At 65.0% G+C, this 21,109-nt stretch carries 19 protein-coding genes and 2 pseudogenes; 9 read left to right on the top strand and 12 right to left on the bottom strand.

Annotation, left to right across the window (positions count from 1 at the left end):
• Positions 1-75: 75 nt before the first annotated feature.
• Positions 76-903 (bottom strand): ABC transporter substrate-binding protein, encoded by an 828-nt coding sequence (locus AC1DT7_RS04040; protein WP_478034424.1) that lies wholly within the window; start codon positions 901-903, stop codon positions 76-78.
• A 154-nt stretch (positions 904-1,057) separates the two neighbouring features.
• Between AC1DT7_RS04040 and AC1DT7_RS04035 the strand changes: the two genes are divergently transcribed.
• A complete protein-coding gene (locus AC1DT7_RS04035; RefSeq protein WP_478034636.1) occupies positions 1,058-2,002 on the top strand; it encodes a FecCD family ABC transporter permease in 945 nt (314 codons plus the stop codon).
• Entirely contained in the window at positions 1,996-2,769 is a 774-nt protein-coding gene (locus AC1DT7_RS04030) for an ABC transporter ATP-binding protein (RefSeq protein WP_478034422.1), read from the top strand. The genes AC1DT7_RS04035 and AC1DT7_RS04030 overlap by 7 nt, the downstream gene beginning before the upstream one ends.
• A gap of 22 nt (positions 2,770-2,791) precedes the next feature.
• Here AC1DT7_RS04030 and AC1DT7_RS04025 read toward each other — a convergent pair.
• The 4 genes and pseudogenes from AC1DT7_RS04025 to AC1DT7_RS04010 form a co-directional block, all read right to left on the bottom strand.
• Positions 2,792-3,022, bottom strand: a pseudogene (locus AC1DT7_RS04025) (DUF1348 family protein); the annotation flags it as partial.
• Positions 3,023-3,415: 393 nt separating this feature from the next.
• Positions 3,416-3,703 carry a DUF5983 family protein gene (locus AC1DT7_RS04020; protein WP_478034420.1) on the bottom strand — a complete coding sequence of 96 codons (288 nt, stop codon included), beginning with the start codon at positions 3,701-3,703 and terminating at the stop codon, positions 3,416-3,418.
• 58 nt (positions 3,704-3,761) lie between these two features.
• Positions 3,762-4,010, bottom strand: coding sequence for a hypothetical protein (locus tag AC1DT7_RS04015; protein ID WP_478034419.1), 249 nt, complete (start codon positions 4,008-4,010; stop codon positions 3,762-3,764).
• Between the two features lie 747 nt (positions 4,011-4,757).
• The gene (locus AC1DT7_RS04010; protein ID WP_478034417.1) at positions 4,758-6,272 is read right to left on the bottom strand and encodes a serine hydrolase domain-containing protein; all 1,515 of its coding nucleotides are present in this window, start codon (positions 6,270-6,272) and stop codon (positions 4,758-4,760) included.
• Positions 6,273-6,614: 342 nt separating this feature from the next.
• Here AC1DT7_RS04010 and AC1DT7_RS04005 point away from each other — a divergent pair, with 342 nt between their 5' ends.
• Positions 6,615-7,883: a hypothetical protein gene (locus AC1DT7_RS04005; RefSeq protein ID WP_478034415.1), complete on the top strand. Its 1,269-nt coding sequence runs from the start codon at positions 6,615-6,617 to the stop codon at positions 7,881-7,883.
• Between the two features lie 258 nt (positions 7,884-8,141).
• On the opposite strand, the gene AC1DT7_RS04000 is transcribed toward AC1DT7_RS04005, so the two are convergent.
• The 3 genes from AC1DT7_RS04000 to AC1DT7_RS03990 all read right to left on the bottom strand — a co-directional run bounded on the left by AC1DT7_RS04000 (position 8,142) and on the right by AC1DT7_RS03990 (position 10,818).
• Positions 8,142-9,416 carry an SEL1-like repeat protein gene (locus tag AC1DT7_RS04000; protein ID WP_478034414.1) on the bottom strand — a complete coding sequence of 425 codons (1,275 nt, stop codon included), beginning with the start codon at positions 9,414-9,416 and terminating at the stop codon, positions 8,142-8,144.
• Positions 9,400-10,503 carry a tetratricopeptide repeat protein gene (locus tag AC1DT7_RS03995; RefSeq protein WP_478034412.1) on the bottom strand — a complete coding sequence of 368 codons (1,104 nt, stop codon included), beginning with the start codon at positions 10,501-10,503 and terminating at the stop codon, positions 9,400-9,402. The genes AC1DT7_RS04000 and AC1DT7_RS03995 overlap by 17 nt, the downstream gene beginning before the upstream one ends.
• An 81-nt stretch (positions 10,504-10,584) precedes the next feature.
• Positions 10,585-10,818, bottom strand: coding sequence for a 2OG-Fe(II) oxygenase family protein (locus AC1DT7_RS03990; RefSeq protein WP_478034410.1), 234 nt, complete (start codon positions 10,816-10,818; stop codon positions 10,585-10,587).
• Between the two features lie 422 nt (positions 10,819-11,240).
• On the opposite strand from AC1DT7_RS03990, the gene AC1DT7_RS03985 reads away from it, so the two are divergent.
• Both AC1DT7_RS03985 and AC1DT7_RS03980 read left to right on the top strand, forming a co-directional pair.
• Positions 11,241-11,963: a metallophosphatase domain-containing protein gene (locus AC1DT7_RS03985; protein ID WP_478034408.1), complete on the top strand. Its 723-nt coding sequence runs from the start codon at positions 11,241-11,243 to the stop codon at positions 11,961-11,963.
• 265 nt (positions 11,964-12,228) lie between these two features.
• Positions 12,229-12,783, top strand: a pseudogene (locus AC1DT7_RS03980) (tyrosine-type recombinase/integrase); the annotation flags it as partial.
• Positions 12,784-12,823: 40 nt separating this feature from the next.
• On the opposite strand, the gene leuD reads toward AC1DT7_RS03980, so the two are convergent.
• From leuD to AC1DT7_RS03965, 3 genes are read right to left on the bottom strand one after another with little or no spacing between them, the layout of a single operon-like run.
• Complete coding sequence (gene leuD / locus AC1DT7_RS03975; RefSeq protein WP_478034406.1) at positions 12,824-13,450, bottom strand: 3-isopropylmalate dehydratase small subunit; 627 nt, start codon at positions 13,448-13,450, stop codon at positions 12,824-12,826.
• Complete coding sequence (locus AC1DT7_RS03970) at positions 13,447-14,850, bottom strand: 3-isopropylmalate dehydratase large subunit (RefSeq protein ID WP_478034405.1); 1,404 nt, start codon at positions 14,848-14,850, stop codon at positions 13,447-13,449. The genes leuD and AC1DT7_RS03970 overlap by 4 nt, the downstream gene beginning before the upstream one ends.
• Before the next feature lie 2 nt (positions 14,851-14,852).
• Positions 14,853-16,034 (bottom strand): CaiB/BaiF CoA transferase family protein, encoded by a 1,182-nt coding sequence (locus AC1DT7_RS03965; protein WP_478034403.1) that lies wholly within the window; start codon positions 16,032-16,034, stop codon positions 14,853-14,855.
• A gap of 108 nt (positions 16,035-16,142) precedes the next feature.
• Between AC1DT7_RS03965 and AC1DT7_RS03960 the strand changes: the two genes are divergently transcribed.
• The 4 genes from AC1DT7_RS03960 to AC1DT7_RS03945 are packed head-to-tail and all read left to right on the top strand — an operon-like array spanning position 16,143 to position 19,628.
• Positions 16,143-17,099, top strand: coding sequence for a hydroxymethylglutaryl-CoA lyase (locus tag AC1DT7_RS03960; RefSeq protein ID WP_478034635.1), 957 nt, complete (start codon positions 16,143-16,145; stop codon positions 17,097-17,099).
• Complete coding sequence (locus tag AC1DT7_RS03955; protein WP_478034402.1) at positions 17,096-17,779, top strand: isochorismatase family protein; 684 nt, start codon at positions 17,096-17,098, stop codon at positions 17,777-17,779. Before AC1DT7_RS03960 ends, AC1DT7_RS03955 begins: the two co-directional genes overlap by 4 nt.
• Positions 17,779-18,705, top strand: a complete 927-nt coding sequence (locus AC1DT7_RS03950; RefSeq protein ID WP_478034400.1) for a polysaccharide deacetylase family protein — start codon at positions 17,779-17,781, stop codon at positions 18,703-18,705. The genes AC1DT7_RS03955 and AC1DT7_RS03950 overlap by 1 nt, the downstream gene beginning before the upstream one ends.
• On the top strand, positions 18,705-19,628 hold the full coding sequence (locus AC1DT7_RS03945; RefSeq protein WP_478034399.1) for a polysaccharide deacetylase family protein: 924 nt from the start codon (positions 18,705-18,707) through the stop codon (positions 19,626-19,628). Before AC1DT7_RS03950 ends, AC1DT7_RS03945 begins: the two co-directional genes overlap by 1 nt.
• Before the next feature lie 13 nt (positions 19,629-19,641).
• Here the strand turns inward: AC1DT7_RS03945 and AC1DT7_RS03940 are convergent, their stop codons facing one another.
• Complete coding sequence (locus AC1DT7_RS03940; RefSeq protein WP_478034397.1) at positions 19,642-21,108, bottom strand: aldehyde dehydrogenase; 1,467 nt, start codon at positions 21,106-21,108, stop codon at positions 19,642-19,644.
• Between the last annotated feature and the right edge of the window lies 1 nt (position 21,109).

Below are 21,109 nucleotides of genomic sequence, written 5' to 3'. Positions count from 1 at the left end.
GCCAAAGCCCGCAGGCGCGCGGCACGGTGGCCCCCGGGACAAGCCCGGGTTGACGACTATGATCGAATGAGGCCTCTAGCGCCGCACCGAAACTTGCGCCGCGAGGCTGCGCGCCGCGCGCACATAGGCGGGGCCGCCGCACACCGTCCAGGCTTGCGGAAGGCGCAGCCGCTTGATGCCGCGCAACGCCGGATGCTGCAGCATCTCAGTGCCCTGGTCGACGACATGCTCGCTGGCGCTTTCGAGCAGGATATAGTCGGGCTGGGCCGCGACCAGATCCTCGATCGAAAGCTGCGAGAGCGCGGGCTTGCCGAGCTTGCCGGCAAGATTGGTCAGGCCGGCGCGGGTCAGCAGGTCGTCGATCAGCGTGCCCGTGCCGGTCAGATAGCCGCGCCGCTGATAATAGGCCGCCACACCGGCATTGTGCGGGTGCGGCAGCGCGGCAAGCTCGGCATTCATGCGGGCGATCAGCGCTTCGCCGCGATCGGGATGACCGACCGCTTTCGCCACGGTGCGGATCCGGTCGAGGATGTCGGCATAGCTCTTCGCCGCGGGCAGGTTGACCATGTTGTAATGCCGCCCGGCCAAAGCCCCCATCATCTCGCTGCGGCGCGCGGGCATGCCGACAATGAGATCGGGCTCGACCGCAAGCACTTCCTCGGCCGAGCCTCCCAGGATCGGCATGGCCCTGGCTTTTTCGGCGCCGGCGGACATGGCGGAATCGCGGGCGAAGCGGGTCAGCCCGGCGATCTGGCCGGGATCGGCCAGCGCGAGCAGATACTGGTCGGCACACAGATTGAGCGAAACGATCCGCGTCGGGCGGGGCGGCCGGCGCGTATCGCCCGACGCCGGCGCACCGGTTGCTACTGTCAGGGCAGCGAGAAGGAGAAGAACTCGATGCATGATCTTTGGCATTCCCGCAGGCGACGACACTGACCCAATGACCATGACTGCCCCGGGACACAAGCGTGACGGGGAAGACCGATCCAGAGCGAGGTCCTTCGTGCAACTTTCAGGCAACCGCGTCGCCCTTCTAACGACGCTCTTCATTATCGCGATGCTCGCGGGGGCGGCCTCGCTGTTCACCGGGTCGGCGCCGATCGCGCTTGGGCGGCTGCTCGCGGCGCTCGCCGGGCATGGCGACCACATCGCCACCGCCATCCTGTTCGACCTGCGCCTGCCGCGCATGCTGCTCGGCCTCGCGGTCGGCGCGATGCTCGGTCTCGCCGGTGCGGCGCTGCAGGGCTATCTGCGCAATCCGCTGGCCGAACCCTCGGTGCTCGGCGCCTCGAATGCGGCCGCGCTGGGCGCAGTGGCGGCGATCTATTTCGGTCTGGCCGAGTTGCACCCGCTGATGCTGCCCCTGCTGGCGATCATCGGCGCCGTCGCGGCGCTGGCGATGCTGTTCGCGCTGGCGCGCCGATCCGAAAGCCCGCTCACGCTGATCCTCGCCGGAATCGCGGTGGCGACCCTGGCGGGCGCGGGCATCAGCCTGGCGCTCAACCTCTCGCCCAATCCCTTCGCGGCCATGGAGATCATGAGCTGGCTGCTCGGCAGCCTGGAAAACCGGTCGTTTAGCCATGTCTGGGTTGCGCTGCCCTGCATCGCGATCGGATCATTGCTGTTGCTCTGGGACGGCCGTGCACTCGACGCGCTGACCCTGGGCGAGGATGGCGCACGGGCACTGGGCACCGACCTTGGCCGGACGCGGCTCCGGCTGCTGCTGGGCGTGGCGATCGGGGTCGGTGGCGCAGTCGCGGTGTCCGGCTCGATCGGGTTCATCGGGCTGATCGTGCCGCATCTGGTACGCCCATTCACCGACCGTTCGCCCTCTGCGATCCTGCTGCCCTCGGCGCTCGCCGGCGCCGCACTGCTCACCCTTGCCGATCTCGGCGTCCGGCTGATCCCCTCGGCCAGCGAGCTGAAGCTCGGCGTGGTCACCGCGTTCCTGGGAGTGCCGGTCTTCCTTGCCCATCTGATGCGGGAGCGACGGCTATGGTGACCATCCGCATCGAGGCGCTCCAGGTCTCGCTCGGGCGCAGAGCCGTGCTGCATGGAATCGATGCGTCGCTTGAGGCAGGCAGCCTGATCGGCGTCATCGGGCCCAACGGCGCCGGCAAATCGACCCTGGCGCGCGCGCTGCTCGCGCTGACGCCCTATCGCGGCCGGGTGGACATCGATGGCGAGGATGCGGGGGCGATGAATCGCGCCGGCCTGGCCCGCCGCATCGCCTACCTCCCCCAGGGACAGACGCTGCACTGGCCATTGACGGCGGAGCGGCTGGTGGGTCTCGGCCGGCTGCCGCACCTCACGCCGATGTCGCGGATCGGCGAGCGCGATCAGGCGGCGATCGAGGCGGCGATGGCAAAGGCCGACGTGCTCCCGCTACGCGATCGGATCGCGACCGAATTGTCGGGCGGCGAGCGCGCCCGCGTGTTGCTCGCCCGGGCGCTGGCGGTCGAAGCCCCGGCGCTGATCGCCGACGAACCGCTCACCTCGCTCGATCCCGGGCATCAGATCGAGGTGATGAAGCTGCTGGCCCGCGAAGCGCGCGCCGGTGCACTGGTGGTCGTCATCCTGCACGACCTGACCATGGCGGCGCGCCACTGCGACCGGCTGATCCTGCTGGATCAGGGCCGCATCGTCGCCGACGGTCCGCCGCTGGACGTGCTGACCGAGGCCCGGCTCGCCTCGGTCTATGGTATCGGCGCACGGATCGAGATGGTGGGGTCGGCGCCGCTGGTGGTCCCGCTCGACTGCGGCGATTGAGTATTCGCGCGGCCGGCGGACATCAGAAACCGAAGTCGGACAGGCTGGAATGATCGTGCGGCCGACGCCCGAGTGGCCAGTGGAACTTGCGATCGGCCTCGGCGATCGGGTGTTCGTTGATGCTGGCGATACGGCGGCGCATCAGGCCGTCAGGGTCGAATTCCCAATTCTCGTCGCCATAGGCACGGAACCAGGTGTCGCTGTGGTCGCGATATTCGCACCCAAACCGCACGGCGCAGGACGAACTTCCGAAGCGGTGGAAAGGCGAATCAATCAAGACCGTTGTCGAGCGCGGTCCAGATCGCGAGGATCGCATCTGCGAGGTGCCTTTCGCCCTCCATCGTGGAAAGCCCGGACCGCTCAGCGATACGCCCAATGTCGAGCGCCGCGACCGGGTGAAGGAGGAGAATCGTCCGGCTCGGCGGCGGCAATGCGTCGACCGCGGCTCAGTATCTTACTCTGTCCACCGCAGATTCCCCTGCAACCGGCCGAGTGGAGTTTGGAGGCCGTCGCGATCGAAGCGCGATGAGGCGATGGCGCAGGGCCAGGACAATGCGAGAAAGGATTTGGAATATGGGGCCTTCCGCTTGAAAGTGCCAGCCCAGCGCCGCCCCCCCTTCCCACCCCCTCCGATTCGACAAAAGGCTCACCAGGGAAAGACGGGCAGCGCAGCTTCGCGGTCGCCATCGCAATCGAGCAGGACATAGTCGCAGCCCAGGCTCCGGCCGAAGGCAAGGATGGCTATCACTTCCTCTGGAAGCCGCGGGTCGATCGGCTGAGCCAGCGCACGCATCGGCAGGAACCAGCCATATTGAGTCGGCGCTACGGCCAGCGGCTGGTCAACCGGCTCAAGCCGAGACCACGCGGTCAGCAATTCTCCGGTCGCGCAGCGGACATACACCGTGCTGAGCACGACGTAGCGGCCGAATTCCATGACGGTTTCCTCTTGGGATGGGGCACCAGCAAGAGTCGCCGTCTGGGCCCCCGGGGAATCAGTTGGCGCGTTCCAGGAGCCTGCGAGCCTTGCCCTCAAGCTCGATACGATCGTCCTGATAGGTCTTGCCGCGTGCGACCGCGGCGATGCGCTGGACAAAATCATAGAGCGAGGCTGGCGGGTAGCCTTCCTCGTCGAGCGCCGTCGCAATGATCCGCGGGGGCGGCGCGCTGCCGAAGCTGATGAATGCACCTATCGCGAGCAGCACGATACCGATGACAAGGGCAACCCGCGGGTTCAGCTTCATGCTATTCTCCAAGCTTGTTCGTCACGCGTCGAACTTCGGGCAGAGCCGGAAGTGCCCCCTTCACAGCCCACCCTGGAAATCGAAAGTGAAGCGATATGACAAAGCCCTGCTTAGATGCCCGTCCGTTTGCCGGGTTGGGGCCGCGCTCACCAAGGTCAGCTTGCCGTCGGCGATGTCTATCGGCACGCCGAGCGTGAGCTCGACCTGCTTCGACCACCCTCCCCCAAGAACCGTCACCGCCACGATTAGATGACCCGCCCAGACGCACTGTACGTCCGCAGGACAGCGACTATCCTCGACGATCCGATCAGGCCGAACGCGCGGCCCGCCGACAGTGGCAGTTCGGCCTAGGCGCACAGTCCCTTCGACGGCCCTGTTCGACGTGCAGGATGTGAGGAGCGCAAGGCAAAGCAGGACAGGGATCGGGTTCGTCATCTACAATATCCGCCGGCTGGATTCGGTACGAACGAGCCAGTTGAGAAAACTCCATCCTGCTGGTCGCCCTCTCGTTATGGACGAAGATGCCGCGGCAGTCCTGCCAAGGCGGCCATCATGAGCGCTGGCACGTTGGCAGGTGGGACGCTTACCCGAGCTGGTAGCGCGCTTCTCGACCGGGGACAGAGACGGTGCCTGGAAGCTCCCGGACTACCAAGGGCGGGCCAGTTGGGCCGGGTAAGCCAGTACAAGCTCCAAGGATTGAGGTTCCATGATAGATAGTTCGATCGCGGCCAGAAGACTGGTCGCAAGCTAATTTCTGCCGTCGAACGGCGCACCCAACGCATCCAGGCGAGCGATGGCGTGGTCGTTTCCAGGATCCAGCTCAAGCGACATCCGGTAACTCGCTATGGCAAGGTCGCGTGCTCCCTTAGCCTCATATGCCTCCGCAAGGCTGTCATGCGCATTGGCGCTCTTCGGATTAAGCCGCGTATTGAGCGCGAAGATGTTCACCGCCTCGTCGATCGCGCCTTCGCCAAGCAGCGTACCGCCCCAGCGATTCAAGTCATCCTCGGCAATCGCAAATCCCTTGTCGCGCTGCCTTAGGCGCGCGTACGCATCGGGGGCGGTTGCGAAGCCATTGCGAACCAGCGCTTCGCGGAGCCGCTTGACCGGCAGCGGCAGCCCGCCACCGTTCACGGCCAAAAGATCAGGCAGGAACTGCCCGGCAATCTCGTCGATGAATTCTTCGGGGTTGGCGCCGGCGAGGTTGGTGAGCACGACGATGGACAGATCGTCGCGGGGATAGACGAAGAATGCCGATCGCCGCCCGCCGATCCCAGCAGCAACCGGGTGCCCGCCATGGTCCGAAAGCGGCCATCCCAAGCCCCAGGGCGTCGGCGACCCATCATTGAATCGCCCCGGCGTCCACATACTCTGACGCGCCGATACCGCCATCAGCCTATTGTTCCGCAGCGCGGCGAGCCAGCGGCCCACGTCCTCGGCCGTCGCATTAAGGCCGCCTGCCGTTCGAATGAAGGGCGTGAAATCGTCAAACGCGTGCTCGAGGGGGCGCGAGCGCGCATCCCCGTCCACCGCCCCGCCGGCATAGCGATAGGTTCTTGCGCGCCCCGGAACGATGGTGCGCGAGTCGCCGAAGGTCGTGGCTCGCATTCCGGCAGGATCGAACTGCCTGTCCTTCATGAACTGGGTGAACGGCGTGCCGCTCACCTTGTCGATGATCTTGCCAAGCAAAACGTAGTTCGTCTGGTTATATCTATACTGCGTGCCAGCAGGTGACTGCAGCGGCAATGTCTTGACCGTGGACCATGCGGATTCCTCGTCGCCGTCGCCCACCAAGGTCCCCGTGCCCTGTCCCTTGGGCTGGATGATCACGTCCGGCAATCCAGAGATGTGCGTGAGCAATTGGCGCAGCGTGACCATATTCCAGGCGGTCGGAAGGTCGTCTAGATAGCGCGACGCCGGAGCATCGAGCGAGAGCTTGCCCTCTGCGACCAGCTGCATGACCGCCACCCCAGTGAAACTCTTCGTGGAAGAATTCAGCGTGAACACGGTGGCTGGCGAAACCGCGGTCCCGGCCTCGAGGTCGGCGATGCCGAAACTGCCGCTATAGATGGTGCGGCCATTGCGAACGACGACCACCTGCGCCCCGGGTATCGACCTCTTCGTCATTTGCGACCGCACGACTGCATCGATGGATGCCGCCTGCGGAGGGGTGATCGAAGCGCCGTCAATCTTCTGCGCATTGAGGGGCGCGGCAGTGCCAACCACCAATGCCAATGCAGTCGCCACAGCCCAAGCTTTCATCAGCAGTCCCTTGATCCATCGCCAGCGACACATAGGCGAAAGCTCGACGACTACAAGCGTAGTCGATTGGCTATGGAAAGGTTTTCCACGGTCCCTAGCTCGGTCGCACTGAAGGACTAAATCGAGACCGCAGCGTCAGCGAAGCCCGTGCGGATCCAGTCGTAACCTGCCATCCACGCAGAGCAGGCCTCGGCGCATCGCACAACGCGGGCAGTGATCTTTTGGCGTTGGGTCATCCGGTGCGCGTCGATCGCGCGCCGCAGGGAGACTGGTGATCGCGTTTTGAACTTGTAGTTTTTAGAGATCGCCGCGAGGGAGTTTCCCAAAGTAGGGGTGATTGACGTGAAGCTGAAATCGATGGCGCTGGCCTTGGCGCTCGCCACGCCGTGCGCGGCTCCCGCCCGCGCCCAGCCCGCCGCATCGCCCTCGTTCGCTGACCAGTTGACGGAGGCTGGGTCGAGACTGACTGTCCGGCCGGAGGGCTTCTCGGGTCCGGGAGCAGTGATCCTTTCGGAGGCTATCGACGCCAGCCGGTACGTCTTGATCGGCGAGAGCCATCATTCCCGCGAGATCCCCGCCTTCACCACGAACATCTGTCGATTGATGGCACCAAACGGCCTGACGGCCATGGTTGTCGAGATCGGGCCTGAGGCCGCCGGAGCGGTCAACGCGCGGTTGAGAGCGCCGAACCGGGAACAGCAGATTTCCGATTTCATGCGCTCTCATCCCGACGCCATGGCCTTCCTCAATGGCCGCGACGAGGGTCAGACGGCGGCCGATTGCGCGGGTGCCGCCGGGCCGCAGTTCAAGCTGTGGGGGCTGGATCAGGAATTCCTGGGCGCAAGTGGCTATCTGTTCGAACAGATGCTGGCGGCCAGTCCCGGACCGCTCGCCCGCGCCCAGATCGAAGCGCTGGCGGCCCAGGAGCAGACGGCGATGAAAGCTGCGCTCGCCTCCGGTTCACCCATGGACCTATTCCTGCTCAAGGCCACCGACCCGATGCTGGATCAGGCGGAGGCTGCTATCGCCCGGGACGGCGGCGACCGGGCCAAGGCGCTGTTCGCCGCCTTGCGCGAAACCCGTGCCATCTATCAGGCCTCGCAGTCCCGCCGCGGCGATCCAAACGGACGCAGGGCGCGGCTGATGAAGACGACCCTGGCCGCGCATTTTGCCGAGGCGCCGCAGGCACGCCTGTTGATGAAGTTCGGCGCCTACCATCTCTACAAGGGCTACAATCCCCTCGCCCAGCGCGACCTGGGCAATTTCATGGCTGAACATGCCGACGGAGAGGGGGTGAAATCCCTCCATATCGTCGTCGCCGGCGCGAGAGGCGTCCAAGCCGGATATAATGGGGTCGGCCGCCAGGTGGCCGTGCACAACTTTGATGCGACCACGGGCAAGGATGCCGACTGGTCCAGGGAGGTGATGCTAGCCCGCCCGGCGGGCACGCCGCCAGGTGACTGGTTCGTCGTGGATCTGCGCCGTTTGCGCGGCGCGGATCTCGAAGCCCTGACGCCTGAATGGCGCGCGCTCATTCGCGGCTACGACCTCGCCGTCGTGGCGCCGGAACTGTCTGCGTCCACCGTGCTAGGGGTTCCTGACGCCCCATAAGCTCAGGATCCCATCCTCATCAACACAATAGCAGGATGCCAGCGACGGCCATAGCGGGGTCGGCTTTTCGTCTCCCCAGAGCTCCGGCATGTCCGCTTTCGGCGCAAGAAACCGGCTTTGTCGGTGCCGGTCGGTCCCGGTCACTTCAGGGGCGCGTTTGACGAACCACCCCGCGTTTCCGATCCGGCGAGGCTGGAGAGCTCGGCGCGAAGCTCGATCGCTACGACCTTCAGGGTAAGGGTTCGGGCACTCGCATGACTATCGAGCGCGCGGGCGCGGCTCCCTCGATGTCGAAACCGCGCGGAAAAGCGAGGCCAGCTGGCGCCGGGCGGCCTGCGCGGTATCATAATCATCTCCGCTTATGGCGAGCTCGGCGCATTTGCTGATCGCGCCATGTTCGCTAGCGTCGTTGTCGCACTGCCTTGTCCACGATGCGGCGCGCGCAACCTCGCGGCGATAGAGTTGGCGGGCCTCGTTGCAGACAGTCTTGGCATCATCGGTGCAGCCCTGCGCGAAGGCGAGATAAGCGAGATAATCCGCCCGGGCCGCATCGCGCGGCGAACGGCTGCGAAGTTCGAGCGCCGTCCTGCCAAGGAAATGGCATCCCTCCGGATCGATAAGGATCGCGTCATTGTGCAGGAAGCAGGCCCTGCCGAGGTAGCCGAACGCCATGTCGAGATTGCGCGGCACACCGGTGCCGGTGAACGACATCCAGCCGAGATATTTGCAGGCATAAGGCCCCTGGCCGGAATCGTCGCCCGCGCAGGTGCGCGCGAGCCTATCCTTCGCGCGGGCATAATCGCGCAGCTGCCGAATGTGGAGGTAGAGTTTGCCGGCCTCGTAGCAGCCCATGGTGCCGATGCGGGCGTCGCAGGACAGGTCATAATGTTCGAGCGCGGCGCGCAGGTCGCCCCGCCTTGCAGCATCGACGCCGCGGCTCCAGCAGGTATCGACATTGTTGTCCGGCTTGCACGCCGGCGCGTCGGCGGCGCGGATCGGCGGGTCGATCGGATAGTTCGGAAAGGTCATGCCGTCAGACGTCCGTTGGCGGTTGATGCTGCGCATCCGCGCCAACAAGCGGTCTGGACTCCGCACGATGCTCGCGGGAGCGCAGGCCAGATTGGCGAGTGGTTTCCCAGCCCGGCTCACAGTCAGCAGTCCGAACGGGCGCAGGGCGGACGGATCAGGCTGCGCGCCATTCCTGAACCCTGCGGCAAAGCGATAGGCGGTGTCGCCATTCGTGAAGGTCGCAATCTCGTCGATCGTGTCGCCCGCGCCGTCTTGCCGCCGATAGTCGAGATCGGCCAGCGGGCTGGACAAAGTGAGTTCGGCTTCCTGCCCGGGGCGACCGTAGCGATAGATCGCCCGCGTACCCACCAGCGAGATGGAGGCCATCCGGTAATGGCCTTCGATCCGGCAGGTAAGGACGGTTTCCTCGGCCTTCCATTGTGCCGCGACCGGCGTCACGGCCCAGAAACAGCCGAAGATCATCGCGGCGCGCAGTGACATCAGGCGATCAATTATGCGCGTCATCATCGTGCTTTACATCTCTCATGGTCTGCTCGCCGGACTGGCCTTTCGGATCCTCGACCGGCGCTCGGGCGAGCGCCAAGGCTTTTTCGGCCTCGGCCGCCGATGGCGTCTTAGGGTCGAGCGCCAGCGTCCGTTCGAGCAAGGCGATCGCGCGCGCAGCGTCGCGCTCGCGGCCGTTGCCGGTCTGATAGGCGCGGCCCAGCGAGAAACAGGCCTCTGGTTCGCCCAGACTGCAGGCTTTTTCGAACAGTCCGAGCGCGCGCTGGCGGTCTTTGCGGCCTGCCCGCCCGTCGTCCACCATCAGACCAAGATTGCCGCAGGCTCTGGAATCGCCAGCCGCGCAGGATGACTCGAACAAGGCCACGGCGCGCTTGTAGTTGCGGGAGACGCCGAGCCCATCTCGATAGTGCACGCCGAGATTATAGCAGGCATGCTGGTCGTTGCCGTCGCACGCCTTGCGAAACAGCTGCGCCGCCCGGCGGTAGTTGCGTGTTACGCCGGTGCCAAGCGAGTAGGACGCGCCCAGGTTCGCGCAGGCGCCCGCCGCGCCCTTGTCACAGGCCTCCTCGAACAAGGCAGTGGCCCGGACATCGTCCTTGGGGACGCCCTTCCCGGCGACATAGGCAAGCCCGAGATTGTTGCATCCGGTGACCTCGCCACCTTCGCAGGCTTGGGCGAAGTAAGAGGCAGCGCGCCTGGGATCTGCCTCCACGCCATTCCCTCCGCCATAGGCATTTCCGGCCATGGTGCAGCCGCGCATGCTCCCGAACGCGCAAGCCTGCGCAAAGATCACGGCAGACCGGGCCTCATCTTTCGGCAACCCGTCGCCTTCAAGAAGCTGGAAACCGAGTGCGGTGCACGCTTCGGCGTCGTCCGCTTCGCAGGTCGGCCCGAGCCTCGCGACGACGCCCGGCTCAACGCGCTCCTGGACCGTCTCCCCGGATGTCTGAGGGGCGGTTTCCTGCGCCAAGGCGGTGTCCCCGAGGCCGATGCTCGCCAGCACTGACAGGCAAAGCAAGCTGCGGGAAAGCGCGGCTTTCGAGGATGCCGGCTCCTGACGCTGGCAGAATCGGCGGCTAAAGAACATGCCGCAGCCTAGGTTACGCCTCGTGGATTGTCATCTCGGACACGTCGCCAGACTGCGGAAGATCACCGACCAGCGAGGCGCTTACATGGGCAGGATACCGTACTTCCAGTCGTGGCGGATCGATCCTGAGAGATGATAGATCGAGCGCGACGCCAGCGGCGCCGATAATCTCTCGAAACCCGCCTGGGTCCGACAGCGGAACCGCATCGCGGCGTCGCTGCCCGGCGACACGCCGACGACATGCTCGAACACCGGCCGACCCTTGTGCCAACCGATGCCGGCGCCGGGATCGTAGCGGATGAGCAGCGCCTGCACGAGATCGACAGGCGCAAGTCCGGCGAAACCGGTCCCCTCACCTTCAACGCCTCCAGCCAGTCCGGGATCGGCGCGGCCGGCGCGAACACGCCCGTCTGGAAATCATAGCGCAAGCCAAAACTGTGGGTGAGGCGCTTGCCGGTCCACTGCCGGAACCGGGACGAGCTCAATTCGGTATGGTCGATCGCCGCGATCAGCGCGGCCTCTTCGGCCGGCGTGACGAACGCGTCAGCATAAGCGAGCCCAGGCCGCAGAGGCGCGCCGAACAAATCGGCCTGGCCGCGCCGCGTCCCGATCGACTGGGACATAGTCATGACGCGCCGAGCACGCGCCCGATTGTTGAGATTTCGATCCACCGTCATGTATGAACGGAAGCGCGCTCTTCAATTATGAAACATACGCGGACACTGGAAAGCAATCGCATGGAAACGCGCGTTACGGTCATCAGCGATACGCACTACAGGCACGACGAGATCGAGCTGCCTACTGGCGATTTGCTGATCCATTGCGGCGACATGTTCAATCTCTCAGGCGGGGTGCCGCAACAAATCCGTGCAATAGATGAGTGGTTCGGGAGGCAAAAGTTCGAGCGGATCCTGTGTACGGGTGGCAATCACGACCGACCGCTTGAATTCGATTTGACGCGCAGATCGCAGCCTTTTCGGCATGCGCATTTCCTGAAGGATGAAGTCGTCGAGTTTCGGGGCCTGAAAATCTACGGCGCTCCGTGGGTGCCGAATTTGAGGACCCATGCATTCTTCCAGGATCAATCAGGGCTCGCAGCTGCGTGGGCACAGATTCCGACCGATATCGATATCCTGATCACACACACACCGCCGAGAGGGATTCTCGACACATCCAGCAGGGGCAGACCGCTGGGATGCCCATCTCTGGCAAAAGAACTGAAGCGCATATCGCCGCGAGTTCACTGCTTCGGGCATGTGCATGCGAGTGCGGGGCGTCAACAGGTCGGTAAATCGTTGTTCATCAACGCAGCGTCTTTCGACGGCGACACCGGCGTGATGCGGACCCCGACGACGTTTACTTTGTCGTCTGGCGACGAGTCTCGAACGTCACCCTGGTCGCGAATGCGGATCGCGCAACGCTGGCTGGGTATTGGCAATCGCTGGCATAGTGGCTCGTAGCTCTCCGGTTGTTTCGAGACCGTTTATTGATAGTTGACGTTCCGGAAGCGGCCAGTCCCGCCGGTTAGTGGCTGCTCACGGAAAAACCGGTTTCAGGAAAATCGAAAAACCGCGCTGACCGGCTGGGATTGGGCGAAGCACGAACCCGCTGCGCGGGAGTGGCGTGCGCGGTGAGGTTGAGGCGCAAATACGAGGTTCGCGCCTGGGTTGAGCGCCGCCTGAGGCGGGCAGACCATCGAGGCTCCTTCAAGCGAGGAGTCATAAGATGAACGACCTCATACCGGTTATTGCCGCGAGCCCGCTTCGCCAGCGCCTGATCGATGACATGACCCTGCGCAACTTCTCGCACGAGACGCAGCGCAACTGTCTCCGCGACGTCGGGCGGTTTGCGACCTGGCCGAGGCGATCGCCACACACCGCCACCGCAGAGGATCTCCGCCAGTTTCAGATCGAGCAGCAGGAGGCCGGCGTGCCAGCGCCGACCATGAACAGCATCGTGGTGTCGTTACGGTTCTTCACCCACACGCTCGATCGGCCGGACCTAGCGCGCAAGCTGGTCCGCACCGCGCATGCTCGCAAGATCCCGGTCGTGCTTACCCTGGCCGAGGTGAAGCGCGTGCTGGAGGCGACCACCTGCCTCAAGCATCAGGCCGCACTCTCGGTCGCCTATGGTGCGGGGCTGCGCGTCGCCGAGGTCTCCGCGCTCAAGGTGAGCGATATAGATAGTACGCGCATGCTGCTGCGGATCCAGCGCGGCAAGGGCGGGCGCTATCGCAACGCCATGCTGCCCGAGGGCCTGCTCCCGCTGCTGCGCGACTGGTAGCGGGCGGGACGGTAGCTGGGCTTTCGACATCTGGAATTCAGCCGAGATAGGCCCATGGTCGAAGCGACCGGTCAGCGACCCGGAAAGCCGCAATTTCGGCACCGCGCTCGAGCGTCAGGTCGATCGCGTCGATGCCGAACAACAGCATCCGCCGCGCCTCGTCGTCGATCCGGAAGGCCCATTCGCGATCCGCCACGACCACGCGCATAGTCTCTAGATCGATCGTGACCAGTTCGCTGCCATCGCGCGCCTCGACCAGGGCTGCGATCGCACGCACCGCATCCTCGGACAGTTCGACCGGCACGATGCCGTTGCGCACGCAGTTGCCGCGAAAGATCGGGTTGAAGCTCGTCGCGATCACGGCGCGAAAACCATATTCCCCCAGTGCCCAGGCGGCATGTTCCCGGCTTGAGCCACAGCCGAAATTCGCGCCGCCTATGAGGATTCGCGCGGCGGCATATCCCGGACGGTTCAGCACGAAACCCGGCGCGGGCTCGCGCCCGCCGATCTCTGTGTAGCGCCATCCGGCGAACAGCCCGTCCGCCAGCCCCTTTTTCGATACCGATTTCATCTCGCGTGACGGGATGATCGCATCCGTGTCGATATTGTCCCGCACCAACGGCAGCGCGACCGCAGTGAGCGACCGGAACGGGGCCGCGCTCATGCCACCAGCGCCCGCGGATCGGCGATATGCCCGGCGATTGCCGATGCTGCCACCGTCTCCGGCGAAGCCAGGTGCGATCGCGTCTCCGGCCCCTGCCGGCTCTCGAAATTCCGGTTGGTCGAGGTGATCACCCGCTGCCGGAAACCGAAACTCTCGCCACCGGCGAAGAAACACATGGAGCACCCTGCCTCGCGCCATTCGAACCCGGCGTCGCGGAACACGCGGTCGAGCCCCTCGGCCTCCGCCGCGGCCTTGACGGCGGTCGAGCCAGGCACGCAGATCGCCTTCACGCCCGCCGCCACCTTGCGCCCGCGCAAGATGTCGGCCGCGCGTCGCAGGTCGGAAATGCGGGCATTGGTGCAGGATCCGATGAACGCGGCATCGATCGGCAGAGCCTCGAGCCGGTCGCCGGGCTGAAGCCCCATATAATTGAGCGCGCGATCATGCCCTGCCTGAGTCCCGCACGCCATTGCATCGAAGGCCGGCACCGGATCGCCCAGCGCCAGCGCCTGTTGCGGGCTGGTGCCCCAGGACACCATCGGCGCCACATCGGCCGCGTCGATGACATGATCCTTGTCGAACACTGCGTCCTCGTCCGAGTTCAGCGTGCGCCAGAATGCCACCGCCCCGTCCCATGCCGCGGCATCGGGCGCGTAGCTGCGTCCCTGCAGATAAGCGAACACCACGTCGTCCGGCGCGATGATGGCGGAAAAGGCAGCGAGCTCGGTCGCCATGTTGCAAAGGGTCAGCCGCGCTTCGACATCGAGCGCCCGCACGGCCTCGCCGGCATATTCGAGATGATGCCCGCTCGCGCCCGCAGATCCAAACCGCGAAACGATGTGCAGCGCGAGGTCCTTCGCGGTCACGCCGGTGCCGAGCCGCCCGTGGACGGTGATCCGCATCGTCTTAGGCTTGCGCACGCGGAGCGTAGCGGTCGCCAGCGCATGTTCGGCTTCGGTCGATCCGATGCCCCAGGCCAGCGCGCCAAGCGCCCCTTGCGTGCAGGTATGGCTGTCCGGACACACAAGCGACAGGCCCGGCAGTACGATGCCCTGCTCCGGCGAGATCACGTGAACGATGCCCTGCCGCGGGTCACCGATGTCGAACAGGCTCAGCCCAGCATCGAGCGCCGCCTTGCGCGTGGCGGTGATGAATTGCGTGCCGGTCGGCATCATCGTGCGATCGCCCCGCCCCGGCAGCGTATCGACGATATGGTCCATCGTCACGAACACCTGGGCCGGTACGGCGACCGCACGGCCCGCCTCGGCCAGGCTTTCCAGCGCAACGCTGCCGGTGCGCTCGTGCAGCAGGATCCGGTCGATCAGGAGCAGGTCGGTGCCCTCCCCCAGACTGGCGATGGCGTGCAGGCCCCATAATTTGTCGAACAGGGTGCGGCCCATGGTCAGGCGACTCCGCCGTTCGCCCGCAGCTCGGCGATCGCCGGCGCCCCATAACCAAGCTCGGTCAGCACTGCATCGCTGTCCGCGCCGATCCGGGGAATATCGCGCTGAAGCCCAAGCCGCGCGCCGTCCAGTTCCACCGGCAGGCCCGGCAGCTTGGTCGTGCGGCCATCGGGCAGGGTCAGCTCGATCAGGCCGCCCGCATTAAGATGCGCATCGTCGAACAGATCCTCCGGCCGCGCGATCGGGGCGAACGGCAGGCCGACCGCCTCCACCTTCGCGATCAGTTCCGCGCGCGACATCGCGCCGAACAATTCCCGGATCTGTGGCACTATCTCGTCGCGCGCCAGCACGCGCTGGTTGTTCCTGGCGAAGCGCGGATCGGCGCCCAGAGCGTCCAGCCCGAACGCTGCGCAGAATGCGACCCATTGCGCATCGCTCACGACGCCGACGAACAATTGTTCGTCGGGCAAGGCGGTATCGAATACGTCATAGATCGCCCAGGCGGAGATGCGCACCGGCATCGGCCGCGCTGCCTGTCCGGTCACCGCCGCCTGCGCCATATGCTGGCCGACCAGGAAGGCAGTGGTCTCGTACAGCGAGCAGCGCACTTCGCCCCCTTCCCCGGTACGGTGACGGCGTTCCAGGGCGGAGAGGATGCCGATCACGCCGAACATGCCGCCAGTGATGTCGATCACTGAGGAACCCGCGCGAAGCGGGCGCCCGGGCGGCCCGGTCATATAGGCAAGACCGCCCATCATCTGCGTCACTTCGTCGAGCGCGGTGCGGTTCTCATAGGGCCCGGCGAGGAATCCCTTGGCCGAGCAATAGATCAGCCCCGGATTCTCGGCCTTCAGCGATTCGTAGGACAGGCCCAGCCGCGCAAGCGTGCCCGGGCGGAAATTCTCGATCACGATGTCGGCGTCGACGGCCAGCTGGCGCGCCACCTTCAGCCCGGCTTCGCTCTTCAGATCAAGACAGATGCTGCGCTTGTTGCGGTTGAACATCGGGAAGTAGCCGGCGCCCGAACCAAGCAGCTCGCGAGTCTGATCGCCGCCGATCGGCTCCACCTTGATGACCTCGGCGCCCAGGTCGGCGAGGATCACACCGACCGCTGGACCCATCACCATGTGCGTGAATTCAATGACTTTCAGGCCGGCCAGCGGGAAAGCGCTCTGCTGCATTCGGATCTCGATATTGCTGTACGCACGCCTTGAATGGCGCCTTTCATTTGATATAGACGTATGACAAATAACGCAACGGGCAACGAAAGGTCCATCCACGTGAACGTCATGGACAATATCGACATCCTCGTCAGCGAAGTGGGCCCGCGCGACGGCCTGCAGAGCATTTCGCCGATCATGCCGACCGAGACCAAGAAGGCGTGGATCAGCGCCGAAGCGGCCGCCGGTGTGCGCGAGATCGAGGTCGGCAGCTTCGTGCCCGCCAGCGTTCTGCCTCAGCTCGCCGACACTGCCGAGATCGTTGCCCACGCGCTCACCATCCCCGGGCTTACCGTCGCCGTTCTCGTACCCAATGTGCGCGGCGCTCAGGCGGCGATCGAGGCCGGTGCGCACAAGATCACCCTGCCCCTCTCGGTCTCCGAGACTCATTCGCTGGCCAATCTGCGCCGCACGCACGAACAGGTGCTGGCCGGGGCCAGCGAAATCGCCGCAATGATCGCTGCCTTGCCAGCGGAACGCCGTCCGCATTTCGAGGGCAGCCTGTCTACGGCGTTCGGCTGCACGCTCGAAGGCCCGATCCCCGATGCGCAGATCGCGCGCCTCGCCGAGGGGCTGATGGCGGCTGGCTGCGACGAGGTCGGCATCTCCGACACCACTGGCTATGCCGATCCCGCTGCGGTGAAGCGGCTGATCGCACTGGTACGAAATGCGGTCGGCCATGATGCGGTCACCGGCATCCACCTGCACAACACGCGCGGCCTTGGCCTCGCCAATGCGCTAGCCGCGCTCGAATGCGGCCTTACCACGCTCGATTCCTCGCTGGGCGGTCTTGGCGGTTGTCCCTTTGCGCCGGGCGCATCGGGCAATATCGTTACCGAGGATCTCGTCTTCATGCTCGAGGCGATGGGCTTGCGCACCGGCATCGATATCGATCGTCTGACGGCGGTGCGTGAGATTCTGAAGCACGCCCTGCCGGGCGAGCCCCTTTATGGTTTTATCCCCGATGCGGGCCTGCCGCTCGGGTTCAATACGGCCGCTGCGCGCCGGATCGAGGAGGTTGCATGAATATCGTCGGCACGAAGATGGTCAGCGACGGCAAGACCGCGCGACAGCTGTTCGACGAGGTAATGGCCAACCCGGCCCGCGCCAAGTTCGGCTTCGGCGACAAGCTCGCGATCGTGAACGTCGACTTCCAGAATGCCTATACCCGCATCGACGAATTCAAGACTGCGTATGAAACCGATCCGCGCCAGATCGAATACGTCAACACTATCTCTCGCCTAGCGCGCGCAAAGGGTATGCCGGTGGTGTGGACTCACGTCGCCTATGCCGAGGACGCATCCGATGCCGGCGTGTGGGGAACGCGGACCAACACCCCGGATTCGCTGCAGAACATCAAATACGATTCGCGCCGCCATGCGTTCGACGATCGCTGCGAGATCGATCAGGCAAAAGACGCGATCTATACCAAGCGCATGCCGTCGCCCTTCTTCGAAACACCACTGCAGAGCCTGCTCGTGTGGCACAAGGTGGATACGGTGGTAATCACCGGCGGCTCGACTTCGGGCTGCGTGCGCGCGGCCGCGGTCGACTCGCTCTCGCGCGGTTACCGCACGATCGTCCCGATCGAGACCTGCGCCGATAAGCATGAGAGCTATCACTTCGCCAACCTCACCGATCTTCAGCTGAAATATGCCGATGTCGAACCGGTCCAGACCGTGATCGACTGGCTGGAGGCGCGTTGATGCGGGAAGGTGATGCCGATCCCGGCCTGTATGATTTCCGCCCCTACCGCGATCGTGCGAAGATCGCGTGGCCCGACGGCAAGACCGTCGCGGTCTGGGTCTCTCCCAACATTGAATTCTACGAACTCGATCCGCCGGCCAATCCGCACCGCAAGAGCTGGGCGAAGCCGCATCCGGACGTGGTCGGCTACAGCCACCGCGATTACGGCAACCGCGTCGGCCACCAGCGGCTGGTCGACGTCATGGAACGTCACGGTTTCAGGGGCTCGGTCTCGCTGTCAGTCGCGATGTGCCAGCATCACCCGGAGATCATCGCTCAGGTGAATGCGCTTGGCTGGGAATTCTTCAGCCACGGCGTCTACAACACGCGCTACAGCTACGGCATGGACGAAGCGCAGGAGCGCGCGCTGATCGAGGATTCGATCCGCACGGTCCGCGAGGCGACGGGCCAGACGATCAAGGGATGGCTCGCCCCTGCCCTCACTCACACGCCGCGCACGCTCGATCTGATCGCCGAATATGGCCTCACCTATACCTGCGACCTGTATCATGACGATCAGCCGGGGCCGGTGCATGTCGCCGCGGGCCGGCTGGTGTCGATGCCGTACAGCCTGGAGGTGAACGATCATTACGGCTTCTCGGTCTATAACATGTCCCCCCGCGAATATGCCGAAACGCTGATCCGCCAATTCGATCGCCTCGCGGCGGAGGGCGCGCAGTCCGGCACGGTGATGTGCATTCCGCTGCACGCCTATCTGATCGGCCAGCCGCACCGCATCGGCGCGTTCGAGGAAGTGCTGCGCCACATCGCCGCAGACGGGCGCGCCTGGATCACGCGCAGCGGCGACATCGCCGATCATTTCATGGCTCATGATTACGACGCCGCCACGGCTGACGCGGCGCGCTACACGACGAAAGTACGGTAATGGCGCTCGATCCCGCGTATCTCGAATATTCCCGGCGCCGCCACGGCATGGACCATGATTCCTATCCATGGTCGAGCATCACCGAGCGTCCGCCGCTCGCCTGGCCCGGCGGAAGGGGCGTCGCTGTGTGGATGGTGGTCAACCTCGAATGGTTTCCAATCACCCCGGCCGACAAGCCGTTCCGCGCGCCGGGGCACATGCAGACCGCCTATCCCGATTATCGCCATTATACGGCGCGCGAATATGGCACGCGCGTAGGCTTCTATCGCCTGCTCGATGCTTTCGCGAAGGTGGGGGCGCCCGTCTCGGTCGCAGTCAACGCGGCCATTGCCGATCGCTATCCCTCGATCATCGCCGACATCGTCGCCGCAGGCCATGAGATCGTCGCGCATTCGACGGACATGAACGGCACCATCGCCGGCGACATGGATTCGAACGCGGAGCGAGTGTTGATCCTGAAGTCGCTTGATTCGCTTGAAAAGGTTTCCGGCAAGCGTCCGCGCGGCTGGCATTCGATCGCGCGCTCGCAAAGCTTCGCAACGCCCGGCCTGCTGGTCGAGGCAGGCCTCGATTACATGTGCGATTGGGTGAATGACGAACTGCCCTATCGCTTCGCCACGCCGCAGGGCGACATCGTCAACCTGCCGCTCAACCACGAGCTGTCGGATCGCCAGATCCTGGTAAACCAGCAGCATTCGGTCGATTCATACGTCGAGCAGATGACCGACGCCTATGATCTGCTCGAAGCAGAAAGCGCGACCTTCGGCGGCCGCATGCTGCCGCTCAACCTCACGCCGTATATCATGGGCCTGCCCTACCGGATCGATGCGTTCGAACGCCTGCTCGCCAATCTCGCCGCCCGCCCGGCGACCTGGTTCGCCCGCGGCGACGAGATTGTCGATGCGGCCAAGAGCGCGATTTAGCGCCCGGCTCTCCTCAAACGCCAAGCTTCCGCAGGGTGATCGGCCGGCGCGGGATCGTGACCGCTTTCTGCCGCGTGTAGAAATCCTCGCACGCCCGTCCACCGTCGGCGCCGATGCCAGATTCCTTCCAGCCGCCGAACGGCGCGCGCAGCTCGCGCATCATCGGCGTGTTGCACCACACAATGCCTGCCTGGATGCGCTCCTGCGCCTCCATGATCCGCATCAGGCTCTGAGACCAGACATAGGAGACCAGCCCGAAGCGGCTGGCATTGGCGAGCGCGTAGGCCTCCTCGTCGGTGTCGAACACCAGGATCGCGCCGAACGGACCAAAAATCTCTTCCTGGCAGACGCGTGAATTATTGGAATCGGCCCGCACCAGGGTCGGCTCGACATAGCAGCCGCGCTCGAACGCCGGCGCGCGCTTTCCGCCGGTGAGCAGTGAGACGCCCGTTTCGCCCGGTTGCGGTGCGAAGCCGAGCACGTGCGCCATGTGCCGCGCCGATACGAGCGGCCCGATCTCCGTCGCAGGGTCGCGCGGGTCGCCCACCCGGATGCGCTTCGCTCGTTCGACCAGCGCCTCGATGAAACGATCGGCGATCCCGCGCTGGACCAGGATGCGCGATCCGGCGAGGCATTGCTGGCCGTTATTGGTGAAGATGCCGAGCAGCGCGCCGTCGACCGCCTGGTCGAAATCGGCATCGTCGAAAACGATATTGGCCGATTTGCCGCCCAGCTCTACCGTCGCCGGCTTGAGCAGTTCGCCGGCGGTGCGCATGATCACCCGGCCGGTGGGTGTACCGCCGGTGAAGGTCACGACATCGACGTCCGGGTTGCGGATCAAACGGTCGCCCGTCGTCGCGCCGCGCCCGTTGACGAGGTTGACGACGCCGTCTGGAATGCCCGCTGCGCCGAGGATCTCGACCAGCCGGCTGATCCCGAGCGGCGCCTGTTCGGAGGGCTTCAGCACGCAGGAATTGCCGAAGGCGATGCATGACGCGATCTTCATCGATCCCAACGCCAGCGGGGAATTCCACGGGCTGATCAGCGCCGCGACGCCGATCGGCTCGCGCCGGACAAAGGTCAAATAGTCTGGGTTCTGTTCGAACAGTTCGCCCGAGCTCTGCCCGATATAATCGGCGAAGAAGCGGAAATTGTCCGCTGCGCGCGGGATCGAGCGGCCCTTGATCTGCGCCAGCGGCAGGCCGGTATTGGCGCATTCGAGGTCGCCCAGTTCGTCCGCCGCGGCATCGATCAGGTCGGCACAGCTGCGCAGCACCGCCTGCCTTTTGTCGACCGGCATGGTGCGCCAGTGGCCCTGGTCGAAACTGCGCCGCGCCGCGGCCACGGCGCGGTCGATCGTCGCGCCGTCCGCCTCGGGCAATTCAACGATCAGCGCGTCAGTTGCCGGATCGATCACCGGGATCGGAGCCTCGCCGGTGCTGACGGTTTCGCCATCGATCAATGCGGTGATCATGGTCATT

Source organism: Sphingomonas sp. P3_C6, assembly GCF_056402595.1.
Note: the sequence above shows the minus strand (reverse complement) of the source record. Positions and strands in the feature narration are given on the sequence as shown.